Here is a 13,095-nt window from a genome sequence, read left to right as displayed (position 1 = left end):
GGGTGTAACCGCCTTGCAAACCGGAAACCGGCCAGTTTGCAGCCGAGCCCAGAAGCAAAGTGGTTTGCTAACGATCTGGTATGACCTAGAGGCTATACCGGATTCCGCTGCTCATTGCGCGATCGGTACCACTCTGCCGATTTCACCTGAGAGCGCCTCATGGGAAGGACAAGCCAAGGCCGAAAGAATTATAAGGCGAGGAGCCTACATGGACTACGCTGAACTGACGAAAGCCTTTGGGGCATTCTTTGCAATCATGAATCCTTTTGTAAACCTGCCGATGTTTCTGGCGCTCACGGCAGGTTTTACGGTAACTCAACAGCGCGAGCTGGCTGCGAAAGTTGCACTTTTCTCTGCCGCCATGTGCGTGGTAATTCTTTTCGCAGGCCAACAGATCATTGATTTTTTCGGCATTAGTGTCGATCAGTTTCGCATCGCCGGTGGCGTGGTGCTGGCACATATCGCCTGGACGATGTTGAACGGTAATAGCGTTTCCTCGCATCATGGCACTGAAAAAGAGCAGGACCACATGCAGGAACTGTCCGGGCTTGCCTTCTATCCCATTACGTTTCCAATGATTGTCGGTCCGGGAACCATCGCAACGCTGATCATCTACACTGGACACGCCAAGGGATTTGAAGACCTGATCGCCATCGGCGGGATCGTCGGCGGCATTCTGGCAATGCTGTTTGTCGTCTTCTTTTTTGCGGCCTTTTTCGGCAAAGCCCTCAGCGACACGATGCGGGTGATCATGTCGCGTCTTATGGGCATGATCCTGTTGGCGATCGCTGTGGAGATGATCATGGTCGGGACGAAGGCTGTTCTTCCGGGGCTCGCCTGAAAGCAGGGGTGCCCAGCCTGGAGCACGACCTACATCCGCATGCCAAGATTGCCGATAATCCAGATCGTACCGCCCGCCATGATCACGAGAAGCAGTACGGAAAACAAAATCAGCTGCAAATCCTCGCGCTTCTGACGGCGCAAATCGATATGCAGAAAGAACCGCAGTTGCACCACAAATTGCGCGAGACCACAGCCTCCCAGAACGATGAGGGTTGCAAGAGCGGAAAGCTCGCCCTTCACGACCAGGGCAAACGGCACAAGCGTCAGCACAAGCGCCAGTCCGAAGCCGGTCAGATAGCCGCGCACTTCCTGTTGATAGCTCGGTTCACTCATGACGCCTGCGCTCCCAGATAGACGATTGTAAAAATCCCGATCCAGATCAGGTCAAGAAAGTGCCAGAACAGGCCGAGACGCAAAATCCGTGTCTTGACTAGCGGGACCAGCCCGAAGACGCGCATCTGAATCAGCATGATCATGATCCAGAGGCATCCGATGGCGACATGCGCACCATGAAGCGGCACCAGCCCCCAGAACGCAGACAGAAATCCGCTGCGCGATGGCACGGCACCGATATCGATCATGTGCGCGAAATCCCGCACTTCAAGCGACAAGAATCCGATACCAAGCAGGAGCGTGACGGAAAGCCAAACAGTAATCGCCGCCTTTCCTCGCTCAAATCGCATCGCCAGTGACGCCATGCCAAATGTCAGGCTGCTGGTGAGCAAGACCATCGTTTGAATGAAAATACTGGTCAGGTCATAGGCTTCTTTTGGTCCCGGACCACCAGCCATCCCCATCGGGTTGGCCATTGTAACGTAGGTCGCGAACATAAGGCCAAAGATGATGAGATCGCTCATCAGAAAGACCCAAAAGCCGAAGGCCAGTTTTTCTGCACGTTCGTGCGCTTCGCCGTGACGCGGCCCGAGGTTAAGACCAGGGTGAAGGACTGGCGTTTTCATTGTCCGGCTCCCACGAATGTCGGTGGTTCAAGCCTGGCTAGCCCTCGATTTGCACTGCTTGTCTCCGCGTCGCGCGTGATCGGCGCTGCGGCGTGAACCTGCGCAAGCCAGGCCCGATGCTCGGCCGCTATTTTGTCCGCAGGGATGACATGGGTGGTCGACAAGACAAATGTGCGGGCGAGGAAAGCGACGACGATAACCCCCGTGGCAAGGATTGCCAGCCACCAGATGTAGAACACCAGCGCCAGCCCCAGAAGCGTCGATGCGACACAGACAATCATGCCAAGTGAAGTGTTGTTCGGCATCTCGATGTCTTCGTAGGCATCAGGCTCCTGATAGGCACGCCCCTTGGCTTTGGCATCGGCGAAATCGTCCCGGTCCTCGACTTGCGGCAGGACGGCAAAATTGTAATGCGGCGGCGGCGATGCGGTCGCCCATTCCAGAGTGCGGCCGTTCCACGGATCGCCCAACGGCACCGCCAGGCTTTGCTTTTCCCGGACGCTGACCCGGAGCTGGATCAGCAGCGATCCGAGGGCCGACACGATCAACACTGCCCCGAACAGTGCAACAAGCATCAGCGGCGTAAAGGCCGGGTCGGTGAAACTCGCCGAACGGCGCGGCATTCCCATAAACCCCAGGGCATAGAGCGGGAAAAACGTGAAGGAGAAGCCGAAAATCCAGAACAAGGCAGTCGCCCGACCCCATCCTTCATGCAGGCGAAACCCGAAAGCTTTTGGGAACCAGTAATGATATCCCGACATCAGACCAAAAACGACGCCAGGAATGATGACGTTGTGGAAATGAGCCACGAGGAACAGGGTGTTGTGGACCTGAAAACTGATCGTCGGATTGGCAAGCATGACGCCCGTCAGTCCTCCAATCACGAACAGGTAGAAAAAACCGAGAGCATAGATCATCGGCACAGTCATCCGGATACGACCACGGAAAATGGTCGCCATCCAGTCATAGATCTTGACGCCGGTCGGCACCGCAATGAACATGGACGCAATGCCAAAGACGATGTTCACATTTGCGCTTTGCCCCATGGTGAAGAAGTGATGCAGCCAGACTGTGAAGCTCAACACGGCAATTGCCATCGTTGCATAGACCAGCGAATTGTAGCCGTAGAGCCGCTTGCCTGAAAACGTCGAGATGGTCTCGGAAAACACGCCATAGGCGGGGATCACCAGCAGGTAGACCTCCGGATGACCAAACAACCAGAACAGGTTGACGTAGTTCATCATGTTTCCACCAAGGTCATTGGTGAAGAAGTGGAAATCAAGGTAGCGGTCTGCAGCCAGCATTAGCGCAGCCACGGTCAGCGGCGGCAATGCATAAATCATGATGATCGCCGCACAAAGTATCGTCCAGGTAAACAGCGGCATCCGGAACATGCTCATTCCCGGCGCACGTTCCTTAAAAATCGTGACCGCGAAGTTGATCCCCGACAGCGTGGTCCCAATTCCGGCGAGAGCAACCGACCAGATCCAGTAATCCGGCCCCGGACCAGGATTGAAATCATAGCCTGTATAGGGGGGATATGCGGACCAGCCGCCGGTCGAAAACTGCCCGAGAAGAAGACTGATCATCACCAGAGCCGCGCCAGTCGCCGTCAGCCCCAGAGAGATCTGGTTCATAACCGGGAACGACATGTCACGCGCACCGATCTGCAGCGGCATGATGTAGTTGGCGAGACCGACGATCAGCGGCATGGCCACGAAAAAGATCATGATCGTGCCGTGGGTGCTGAACAATTCGGAGAAGTGTTCCGGCGTAAGGAAGCCGCCATTCAATCCGAACGCCTGCTGGGTTCGCATCACCGCACCCTCAAGCACCCCGCGCGCCAGCATCACCAGCGCCAGAACAATATACATAATGCCGATGCGCTTGTGATCGACGCTGGTCAGCCAGTCACGCCACAGCGCGCGCCAGGCACCAAGCCAGGTGATGAGCGCAATCACCGCAATCGCGCCGATGATGACAACCATCGCCGCGCCTGCGCCGACCATTTCGCTGACCGTTGGATTTTCAAGGGCCGGCAAAATCGGCAATGAAGAAACGCCAAGTCGGCCCAAAAGCCAGTGTACGGGCTGATCGGGGGTCATTGGTCCGCTCCTGCTGCTGCCGGATTATATCCCGGGGCGCCGGGCTGTAAGGCGGAAGGTACGGCAGTGCCTTGGGTATACCTATCAAGCACCGTGGCAAAGAACGCCGGTTCGACCTCACCGAAATAGAGCACGCCGTCCGGCATCTCCGCCGAGCCGAGCGTGTCATGCGCCTGGGCGCCCGTCGACGCTGCGGCCAGACGGTCATAGATTGCCGCGTCCAGCTTGACGCCATTGGCCTTCACCTTCGCCACCCAGACGGCAAAGTCCGCGGAGGTCATCGCAAGCGCCTCGAATTTCTGCTTGGTAAAGCCCGTGCCGTTGAACTGCGTGTTCTCACCCTCGAAACGGCCGGTTTCATCCGCCATGATATGCAGCTTGGTTCGCATGCCGGGCATGGCATAAATCTGCCCCGCCAGCGCCGGGATCATCAGGGACTGCATCACCGTATCCGTGGTCAGGTCCATCGCCACCGACGCGCCGACAGGGAAAGCCAGTTCGTTGACCGTGGCGATGCCAAGATCGGGGTAGATGAACAGCCATTTCCAGTCGAGCCCCACCACCTGCACATTTACCGGTGCTTCAGCAGATGCGATGGGTTTGTAAGGATCAAGCGCGTGTGTGCTTTTCCAAAGCTGGGTCGACAACACGGCGACGATCACAAACGGCCCTCCCCACATGACCAGGTCGAGCCAGCCGGAGAACTCCCAGTCCGGCGTATAGCGCGCCTTCTTGTTGCGATATCGGTAACGCCAGAACATCAATGGCACCAGAATGAAGACCGGCAGGATCGCAATCATTGTCCAGGCCACGACTTCGAGCATGTGTGTACGCTGCGCGGCGGCAATCGGCCCGCCCGGATCGAGGAAACTGTTCCGGTGATCGCTGCATCCAGCCAGCAGAAGAAGCGCCAGGCAACCAGAAACCAAGCGGTGCCGTGCTGAAAAAACAAATTGGAGTATTATCGCTCTCACTGCTTCGTAACCTTTTCGTTCTTTACGCAGGTGCCATTCTCAACGGAAAATTTGCCGTCGTAGAGAAGTCGATATTTGCGTTCCGCCTAAGCGGGGATCCGGCAGCTTCTTCCAAGTTTGCATGCGGCGTTGCCAAATCGGGCCCAATTGCCCGGGCGTGCCGAAACCCGCGCCATAGCCAATTGAAAATACAGGCATTATACGGGGATTCGTCTTGGTATGGGTGATCCTTGCCGCATTGGCAATGGATGAATATGAGACACTGCCCGGCGATTATTCCAAGTTTGCAAGATTGTACAGCCGAGTAAACCCGATTTGACAGGGGCGGTCACCCCCTCTCTCCTATCCAATCACTCCATTTGCTTGATAGACGCTGGGATATATACAGTCAGACAATTGAGTGGCTTGCCCTGCCTTCCAAAAGCAGGGTTTATCAAGTCGATAAACAAAGGACCTATTTCAGAATGAAAACCACTTTATCTGCATTGTTTCTATGTCTGGTTGCGACGTCTGCCGCCAAAGCCGAGACCGTCAACAGGGGCGATTTATACGCAGCCTGTATCGGTTATCAAAACACAAAGTGGAAAAAGAGCGAGAAGGACACCCTGAATTACCTCACCGCGCCCCAGCTAAAGCAACTTGACCCTTACAATTTTGATGCGACGAAACAGCGGTGCGACTGCACCGTCACGGCGGCTTTTCAAATTCTCTCTGACGAGACCATTCAAGCATACATTCAGGCGCTGAATGAGAATGGCGACGGGATCATCCTGAAGAATACCAAAGCAGCAACAGAATTCAAAAAGGCGGATATGTCGGACAAGGCAATTGCATGCGGCGAGAAAAGCATTGCCGCATCCGGGTTTGACAAGAAACTGATGGAACTTTCGAAATGAATGCGCGCTCATCCGCTAATTGCACGATGCTCATAATCGCTGGCCTGCGTTTATCAAGACTGCGAAAAAAAGGATCGCAGTCGCCATGGGCTTCCTCTGAGCCAGACCTCACTCGCCATATGCCGCCCTTTCTGGTCAGGATAGAGCTATAAGACGAGCGGCTCAAACCTAAGGAACTGATACCTCTGGTGATATCTTTTGCAATGTCTGCTTTGAGGAGCGGTGAAGCTGGCCCCAGTGGCCGGTTTGGGCGCATTCCCGTCCGGCTCGTTTGGGGCAGGAAGCAGCCATTAATCGCTGTGCCTGTCTGACGTCAGCGCCCGTGGGACAGATTTGAGGATTTGAACAACGGAGGATTTCTGGTTCATCTTACCGATTGGGAGATCGAGATGAGACAGAAGCCTGAAACATCGAAGAACGCAGCTGACAAGCTGGTCAAGAACATCCGCCGCAAGACCCGCCAGACCTATTCAGCGGAGGAAAAAATCCGTATCGTTTTGGCGGGTTTGCGTGGAGAGGAAAGCATCTCGGTGCTGTGCCGCCGCGAAGGTATCGCCGAAAGCCTGTATTACAGCTGGTCGAAGGAGTTCCTGGAAGCAGGCAAGCGCCGGCTCTCGGGTGACACAGCACGGCAAGCGACGTCGCCGGAAGTAAAGGACCTTCGCTCTGAAGCCTTGGCGTTGAAGGAATGCGTCGCCGATCTGACCCTGGAGAACCGCCTGCTCAAAAAAAGCATGACAGGTGCTGGGGAGGACGAGGCATGAGATACCCTGCGACCGAGAAGCTTGAGATCATTCGCACGGTCGAAGGATCGCACCTGCCAACCAAGCAGACCCTCGATATGCTGGGCATACCGCGCACCACTTTTTACAGATGGTATGATCTTTACCTCGACGGTGGGGTTGTTGCCTTGGATGATCGGTCTCCACGGCCGAAGTCGGTCTGGAACCGTATCCCCCAAGACCGGCGTGATGACCTGATTGAGTTCGCGCTGGAACACGAGGCGCTGACGACCCGGGAGCTGGCAGTCAAATACACTGATGAGAAGCGGTATTTTGTCTCTGAATCATCGGCTTATCGTATCCTGAAGGAAGCCGATTTAATCACCGCACCGGCCTATGTGGTGATCAAGGCAGCCAATGAGTTCAAAGACAAAACTATCGCCATCAATGAGATGTGGCAGACCGACTTCACCTACTTCAAGATCATCGGGTGGGGCTGGTATTACCTCAGCACGATCCTGGACGATTACAGCCGCTACATCATCGCCTGGAAGCTTTGCACAAACATGCGGGCCGAGGACGTGACAGACACCATTGAACTGGCGCTTCAGGCATCGGGCTGCGACCAGGCCGTCGTGCGCCACAAACCGCGCCTGCTCAGCGATAACGGGTCATGTTACATCTCTGGCGATTTGGCTGAATGGCTGGAGGACAAGAAGATGGATCACGTTCGTGGAGCCCCGTTCCACCCGCAAACCCAGGGAAAGATCGAGCGATGGCATCAGACGATGAAGAACCGGGTCCTGCTGGAAAATTACTATCTGCCAGGCGATCTTGAACGCCAGATCGAGGCCTTCGTCGACTACTATAACAACAGGCGCTACCACGAGAGCTTGAAGAACGTCACACCCGCCGACGTCTACTTTGGGCGCGACAAAGCCATCTTGAGAGAAAGGAAAGAGATCAAGAAGCTGACAATCCGCCAACGTCGCTTGCACCATCAAAAACAAGCGGCATAATCAGTCACACAAACGAACCAGAGCCTCCAATACTCAAGCCGCTCTGATGTCCCATTTTATCTGACGACGGACACCTTATGGTATCACGCAGCGCGTAATCGATTCTGTGGTCGCCCTGTACCAACCTGACCAACTGATGTGGATTGTGAGCCGAAGCGCGTGCGAACGGTGGCATCTCGCGATCTTCTTCAGCTTCTGCAGCAGGCGCGTTGGTTAGCGCAGCGGAGATCCACCAAAGATTGTCGTCCGTTACCTCTGATAAGTGACGATGACATAGCCCGAACTGCGCCAGCTTGGCAGCACCTGCAGTTGGAGGCGGTTTACGTGATAACTGGACATTCCAGTCCTTGAGCATCCATAGTCGGTATTATGACAGATCATTCCCCTCCGGCCAGCGAATCTGGCCATCCTGAAGCCGGCGGGCCGCGCAAAAAAGCGGGTAGACGGAAACCAGGCCGCCCTTCAGATGACAAGGACATGCGTGTCGCAATCCTTGACAGCGCAGAGATTGTCTTTGCCGAGAACGGCTTTGCCGGTGCGCGGCTGCGCGATATTGCCGAACTCTGTGAGGTCAATCAGGCTCTCGTTAATTACTATTTCCAATCCAAGCAGCAGCTGTTCGACCAAGTGTTCAGACGCCACGGCTTCATGATTACGGAACAGCGTGAGAAACTGCTCGACGCATTGTTGGCGCGCGAAGAGCAACCTAATGTCACCGAGCTGGTAACGGCCTATCTCAAGCCTCAGTGGGACATGAAATATAGCGGTCCGAGCGGTGAAGCCTTCGTCAAACTGCAGGGAAGGTTGCATGCCGAACCGGAAGAACAATCGATCCGGCTGCGACGCGAGGTCTACGACCGCTCGACGAAGCGCTATCTTCAGGCTTTCTGCCTGGCGCTTCCACATCTGCGAGAGCGGACCGTCAGCCTGCGCATGGCGTTCATGATCGGAACCTATCTCTTCATGCTGAATGATCTGGGGCGTGTTGATGATTTGAGCGACAACCGTGTTTCGGAGGTCGGCAAGGCAGAGATGATGGACAATTTGGTGCTGTTTCTGAGCGCGGGCATGCAGGCTCCCATCGGCAACTCGACGCGATAGCGGATGCAGATCGTTACTGCGGGTTAAACCCCGACTTGTAATTAATCAAAATTTTAATTATGGATGTTCGCGACAAAAAGCGGAGATTCGTGATGAAAACCTTTCGTGTGGGCCAGATTGTCCCAAGTTCCAACGTTACCATGGAGACCGAGATTCCGGCGCTGCTGACTTCGCGCGGCCAGGTCCATCCCGAACGCTTCACCTTTCATTCATCGCGCATGCGAATGAAGAAGGTCACCAGCGAAGAACTGAAAGCGATGGATGCCGACAGCGACCGTTGCGCGCTTGAGCTGAGCGATGCGCGCGTCGACGTTCTCGGCTACGCCTGTCTGGTGGCGATCATGTCCATGGGCCACGGCTATCACCGCAAATCCGCCGAACGGTTAAGTGGCGTGACCAAGAGCAATGACGCGGCGGCGCCCGTGATCACATCGGCCGGTGCGCTGGTCGATGGGCTGCATGCAATGGGCGCGAAGCGGATTGCACTTGTCGCCCCCTATATGAAGCCGCTGACCGAGATGGTTGTCGAGTACATCCGGGCTGAAGGGATTGAGGTCAAGGTCTGGAAAGCGCTGGAAATCCAGGACAATCTCGCCGTCGCCGCGCATGATCCGATGAACCTTCCCGGCATCGTGGCTGGGATGGACACTTCCGACGTGGACGTCGTGGTGCTCTCCGCCTGTGTTCAGATGCCATCGCTGCGCGCCGTGCCTATGGCCGAGGCAGTGACCGGCAAACCGGTCGTCACCGCAGCCATCGCGACCACTTGGGCGATGCTGAAGGCTCTCGACCTCGACACGCTGGTTCCCGGTGGCGGCGCGCTGCTGTCGGGAAAATACTGAAGGAGACATCATGTCATATGGATACAACGTGCACGCCAACGGCATTCGCCAGCACTTGATCCGGTATCCTGGACCGGGACCTCAGATGCTCTTGATCCCCGGGATCACCAGCCCTGCTGTCACTTGGGGGTTCGTCGCAGAACGTCTGGCCGAGCGGTTTGATGTGCATGTCCTTGACGTGCGGGGGCGAGGTCTGAGCCAGGCGGGTGATTTGGACTATTCGCTGGATGCGATGGCTGATGACGCACTGGCAGTGATCGCGGCTGCAGATCTGAGTAAACCCGTCATCCTCGGTCATTCAATGGGCGCGCGCACAGCAATTCGTGCCGCGCGCAAGGATTCCTCGGGCCTCGGTGGCCTGATTCTGGCGGACCCGCCGGTTAGCGGGCCGGGGCGCCGTGAGTATCCGTCCAAATGGGCGTGGTACCGCGACTCGATTGCAATCGCGATCAAGGGATGTTCAGCGCAGGATATGCGTGAATTCTGCCCGACCTGGACGGACGAGCAGGTGGCGTTGCGGGCTGAGTGGCTTCACACCTGCCAGCCTGATGCCATCAAGATCGCCTTTGATGGTTTTCACACCGACGACATACACGTCGATCTGCCGCACCTGACCCTGCCGATGCGGCTCGTCGTGGCGGGGGGAGGGCCTGTCATCAGCGACGACGACGAGGCCGAAATTCGTAACCTCGCCCCACATATTGAAACGCGCACGGTCGAAGGTGCGGGCCACATGATCCCTTGGGACAATCTCGAGGGGTTCTTGGACGCGGTAATGGATTTCGAACTCGACCGAACCAATCATGAAGGAACACTGTAGATGGATCAGGCTAGCTTCACAGAGATCTGCCTTCATCAGTTGAAGATGTCAGGCGTCCACGAGGGCGAAAAGCTCATCGTACTCACCCAGGGCAACGAGCGGCTCGATTATGCTGACGCCTTCATGGCCGCCGGCGCGCGGCTTGGCGCTTCGATGTATCACATGCGGTTGCCCGCGCCGTCGGCAATGGGTGGCTGGAACGTCGGTGTCACCGGCCTCGCTGCCATGCCTGATGCCGTCGAGGCGCTCAAGGCCTGCGACATGTTGATTGACTGCATATTCCTTCTGTTCTCACCCGAACAGTTCGCCATTCAGGGCGCCGGCACCCGCATCCTGACCGCGGTCGAGCCGCCGGAACTGCTGGCTCGGATGTTGCCCAGCAAGGAGTTGCGCGAGAAAGTCGAGATCGGCGCCGAATATCTGGCGAAGGCCAAGGTCATGCGGATCACATCGAAGCACGGGACCGATGTGACCTACAAGCTCAACACCTATCCGACGGTCGCCGAATACGCCTGCACCGACGAACCGGGCCGCTGGGACCACTGGCCATCCGGGTTCGTGTTCACGGGCGGCGATGATGACGGCGTCGACGGTCAGATCGTCGTGGCTCCGGGCGACATTCTGCTGCCGCAGAATATCTATGTCCGCGACCCGATCATCTACACCATCGAAAAGGGCTTCGTCACCGACATACGCGGCGGCCTCGATTGCGAACTGGTCAAATCCTACATGGACAGTTTCAACGACGAACGCGGCAACGGAATGAGCCATGTCGGTTGGGGTATGAACCCGAACGCCAAGTGGCATCGCATGGTGCCGGGCGAATTCCCCGGTGGCATGGGCATGGAGCCGCGCAGCTTCTATGGAAATGTCATGTTCTCGACAGGCCCGAACAACGAGCTTGGCGGCCCGAACGACACCGCCTGTCATCTCGATATCCCGATGCGCAATTGTTCGCTGTTCCTTGACGATGAGGCGATCGTGATCGACGGCGATCTCGTCATCAAGGAAATGCAGATGGAGCGTGGCTGAGATGTTTGTCGGGGGCATCAATCAATGAGCCAGGAAAAAACCTATCTGGACGCGGGCTTCGGTGCGCGCGTCCCCCGCGGGCCGAAGCCGGCGCTGGTTGTGGTCGATTTCAGCTTCGGCTTCACCGATCTCATCTATCCCACGGCCTCCGAAGCAACCGATCAGATCGCGGCGACCAATCGTTTGATCGCATCGGCACGCAAGAAGCGCGTGCCGGTGATCTTCACCGTCATCGCCTTCAACAAGGCCGAGCAGGATGTTCTGCCATGGTTGAAGAAGGCGACGGGCATGAAAGCTCTTGAAGAAGGCAGTCGGCTTGTCGAGATCGACGACAGGTTGGACCGGACGGCCGATGATGCTGTTGTGGTCAAAAAGGGAGCCTCGGCGTTCTTCGGGACCAATCTTGCCGCTCACCTGTCAGGCGCCGGGGTTGATACTGTGATCCTGACCGGGGCCACGACGTCGGGCTGCGTACGGGCTTCCGCAGTCGACGCTGTTCAAAGCGGATTCAATGTCCTCGTCATCGCGGACGCTTGCGCAGACCGTGCGCAGCCACCACACGACGCAGCCCTCTACGATATAGGTCAGAAATATGGCGACGTCATCGATTCCATCGAAGGCCTTGCCTATCTGGAGAGTATCTGACCGTTCCCGGCAATGCTGTAACCTATTGTATTTGATTGAAGAATCGGAGTGAAGACGATTTTCCTTCCGGTCGCAACACACCGTTTCCATACTCCAGGCGGTTGTGCTAAAGATAAAAGGGAGTATACTGTATAAATAATTTTGTGGGAGATGCCGATGACACCCAAGATCACTTTCGAAGAGCATTTCATGGCTCCCGGCTTCGAGAAGCACTCGGCAGCCTTCCTTAAACTCATCCCCCGCGACCAAGCAGAAATCCTGACCCGGCGACTCGGTGATTTTGACGGCGAGCGGCTCGAAACCATGGATCGCGGCGGCATCACTCGCTCCATCATTTCGCTCACCGGGCCTGGGGCACAAGGCGAAGCGCCGGAAGATGCCGTGGACGCGGCCAAGGGGGCCAACGATTTTCTCGCCGGGAAGATATCGAAAAACCCGGCCCGGCTCGGCGGCCTCGCCACGTTGCCGATGCATGATCCCGACGCAGCCGCACGCGAACTCAACCGCGCTGTCGGCGAGCTTGGTCTGCAAGGTTGTCTCGTCAACAGCCATACGCACGGCACTTACTATGAAGGCGTTGAGTATGATCCATTCTGGTCAGAGGTAGAGCGTCTGGGCGTGCCGTTTTATCTGCACCCTTCCAATGCCTATGCCACGCCGCATGTCCTGGGCGGCATGCCGGTACTTCAGGGCGCGACCTGGGGTTGGGGTGTCGAGACTGGTTCTCATGCGCTCCGCATTCTCTTTGGCGGCGTGTTCGACCGCTTTCCGAAGGTCAAGCTGGTGCTTGGCCACATGGGCGAGGCCCTGCCTTTCCTGCGCTGGCGGTACGACAGCCGGTTTCAGGCCTATCCCATGGGCGTCTCGCTTGAGCGTGCACCGTCGGCCTATTTCGGATCCAATATTCTGATCACCACATCCGGTGTCTGTTCGCATCCCTCATTGATGGGCGCGATCGGCGAGATGGGTGAAGACGCGGTCATGTTCTCCATCGACTATCCCTATGAGGACACCGATCTGGCCGTTGAGTTCATCGAAAGCGCACCGCTGTCGGAGGTTGCACGCGCGAAAGTCTGTCATGACAACGCTGCCCGGCTCTTTGGATTGCCTACACTGGCGGAAAAGGATGGCAATTGA

Annotated in this window: 13 protein-coding genes; 9 read left to right on the top strand and 4 right to left on the bottom strand. The window is 56.7% G+C overall.

Going from position 1 to position 13,095, the window contains the following annotated elements; genetic code table 11:
- Positions 1 to 13: 13 nt before the first annotated feature.
- Positions 14 to 841 (top strand): MarC family protein, encoded by an 828-nt coding sequence (locus IMCC20628_RS17500; protein WP_245307812.1) that lies wholly within the window; start codon positions 14 to 16, stop codon positions 839 to 841.
- 29 nt (positions 842 to 870) lie between these two features.
- On the opposite strand, the gene cyoD is transcribed toward IMCC20628_RS17500, so the two are convergent.
- Genes cyoD through IMCC20628_RS17480 form a run of 4 tightly spaced genes read right to left on the bottom strand, consistent with a single transcriptional unit; the run spans position 871 to position 4,731 of the window.
- Entirely contained in the window at positions 871 to 1,176 is a 306-nt protein-coding gene (cyoD, locus tag IMCC20628_RS17495) for a cytochrome o ubiquinol oxidase subunit IV (RefSeq protein WP_047031284.1), read from the bottom strand.
- Positions 1,173 to 1,802: a cytochrome c oxidase subunit 3 gene (locus IMCC20628_RS17490; RefSeq protein ID WP_047031283.1), complete on the bottom strand. Its 630-nt coding sequence runs from the start codon at positions 1,800 to 1,802 to the stop codon at positions 1,173 to 1,175. The genes cyoD and IMCC20628_RS17490 overlap by 4 nt, the downstream gene beginning before the upstream one ends.
- The gene (locus IMCC20628_RS17485) at positions 1,799 to 3,907 is read right to left on the bottom strand and encodes a cbb3-type cytochrome c oxidase subunit I (protein ID WP_082128199.1); all 2,109 of its coding nucleotides are present in this window, start codon (positions 3,905 to 3,907) and stop codon (positions 1,799 to 1,801) included. The genes IMCC20628_RS17490 and IMCC20628_RS17485 overlap by 4 nt, the downstream gene beginning before the upstream one ends.
- Positions 3,904 to 4,731 carry a cytochrome ubiquinol oxidase subunit II gene (locus IMCC20628_RS17480; RefSeq protein ID WP_156174557.1) on the bottom strand — a complete coding sequence of 276 codons (828 nt, stop codon included), beginning with the start codon at positions 4,729 to 4,731 and terminating at the stop codon, positions 3,904 to 3,906. Before IMCC20628_RS17480 ends, IMCC20628_RS17485 begins: the two co-directional genes overlap by 4 nt.
- Positions 4,732 to 5,345: 614 nt before the next feature.
- Between IMCC20628_RS17480 and IMCC20628_RS17475 the strand changes: the two genes are divergently transcribed.
- The 8 genes from IMCC20628_RS17475 to IMCC20628_RS17435 all read left to right on the top strand — a co-directional run bounded on the left by IMCC20628_RS17475 (position 5,346) and on the right by IMCC20628_RS17435 (position 13,095).
- On the top strand, positions 5,346 to 5,777 hold the full coding sequence (locus IMCC20628_RS17475) for a hypothetical protein (protein ID WP_156174556.1): 432 nt from the start codon (positions 5,346 to 5,348) through the stop codon (positions 5,775 to 5,777).
- Between the two features lie 389 nt (positions 5,778 to 6,166).
- A protein-coding gene (locus IMCC20628_RS17465; protein ID WP_156174385.1) for an IS3 family transposase occupies positions 6,167 to 7,518 on the top strand; the annotation gives its coding sequence in 2 pieces (ribosomal slippage) (positions 6,167 to 6,503 and positions 6,503 to 7,518; 1,353 coding nt in all).
- A 477-nt stretch (positions 7,519 to 7,995) separates the two neighbouring features.
- A complete protein-coding gene (locus IMCC20628_RS17460) occupies positions 7,996 to 8,619 on the top strand; it encodes a TetR/AcrR family transcriptional regulator (RefSeq protein ID WP_245307811.1) in 624 nt (207 codons plus the stop codon).
- A 140-nt stretch (positions 8,620 to 8,759) separates the two neighbouring features.
- On the top strand, positions 8,760 to 9,461 hold the full coding sequence (locus tag IMCC20628_RS17455) for an Asp/Glu racemase (RefSeq protein WP_156174694.1): 702 nt from the start codon (positions 8,760 to 8,762) through the stop codon (positions 9,459 to 9,461).
- Between the two features lie 10 nt (positions 9,462 to 9,471).
- Positions 9,472 to 10,281, top strand: a complete 810-nt coding sequence (locus tag IMCC20628_RS17450) for an alpha/beta hydrolase (protein ID WP_047031280.1) — start codon at positions 9,472 to 9,474, stop codon at positions 10,279 to 10,281.
- A complete protein-coding gene (locus IMCC20628_RS17445) occupies positions 10,282 to 11,313 on the top strand; it encodes a leucyl aminopeptidase (RefSeq protein ID WP_047031279.1) in 1,032 nt (343 codons plus the stop codon).
- A 24-nt stretch (positions 11,314 to 11,337) separates the two neighbouring features.
- The gene (locus IMCC20628_RS17440) at positions 11,338 to 11,958 is read left to right on the top strand and encodes an isochorismatase family protein (protein WP_047031278.1); all 621 of its coding nucleotides are present in this window, start codon (positions 11,338 to 11,340) and stop codon (positions 11,956 to 11,958) included.
- 156 nt (positions 11,959 to 12,114) lie between these two features.
- Entirely contained in the window at positions 12,115 to 13,095 is a 981-nt protein-coding gene (locus IMCC20628_RS17435) for an amidohydrolase family protein (RefSeq protein ID WP_156174555.1), read from the top strand.

It is taken from the genome of Hoeflea sp. IMCC20628 (assembly GCF_001011155.1).
Lineage (GTDB): Bacteria > Pseudomonadota > Alphaproteobacteria > Rhizobiales > Rhizobiaceae > Hoeflea.
This window is presented reverse-complemented; position numbering and strand designations above follow the sequence as displayed.

Bases quoted from the DNA above. Each gene is read 5' to 3' on its own strand.
- IMCC20628_RS17445 (WP_047031279.1), top strand. From the start codon at position 10,282: ATGGATCAGGCTAGCTTCACAGAGATCTGCCTTCATCAGTTGAAGATG.
- IMCC20628_RS17455 (WP_156174694.1), top strand. From the start codon at position 8,760: ATGGAGACCGAGATTCCGGCGCTGCTGACTTCGCGCGGCCAGGTCCAT.
- IMCC20628_RS17435 (WP_156174555.1), top strand. From the start codon at position 12,115: ATGACACCCAAGATCACTTTCGAAGAGCATTTCATGGCTCCCGGCTTC.
- IMCC20628_RS17480 (WP_156174557.1), bottom strand. From the start codon at position 4,731: ATGCTCGAAGTCGTGGCCTGGACAATGATTGCGATCCTGCCGGTCTTC.
- IMCC20628_RS17485 (WP_082128199.1), bottom strand. From the start codon at position 3,907: ATGACCCCCGATCAGCCCGTACACTGGCTTTTGGGCCGACTTGGCGTT.
- IMCC20628_RS17475 (WP_156174556.1), top strand. From the start codon at position 5,346: ATGAAAACCACTTTATCTGCATTGTTTCTATGTCTGGTTGCGACGTCT.
- IMCC20628_RS17440 (WP_047031278.1), top strand. From the start codon at position 11,338: ATGAGCCAGGAAAAAACCTATCTGGACGCGGGCTTCGGTGCGCGCGTC.
- IMCC20628_RS17450 (WP_047031280.1), top strand. From the start codon at position 9,472: ATGTCATATGGATACAACGTGCACGCCAACGGCATTCGCCAGCACTTG.
- IMCC20628_RS17490 (WP_047031283.1), bottom strand. From the start codon at position 1,802: ATGAAAACGCCAGTCCTTCACCCTGGTCTTAACCTCGGGCCGCGTCAC.
- cyoD (WP_047031284.1), bottom strand. From the start codon at position 1,176: ATGAGTGAACCGAGCTATCAACAGGAAGTGCGCGGCTATCTGACCGGC.
- IMCC20628_RS17460 (WP_245307811.1), top strand. From the start codon at position 7,996: ATGCGTGTCGCAATCCTTGACAGCGCAGAGATTGTCTTTGCCGAGAAC.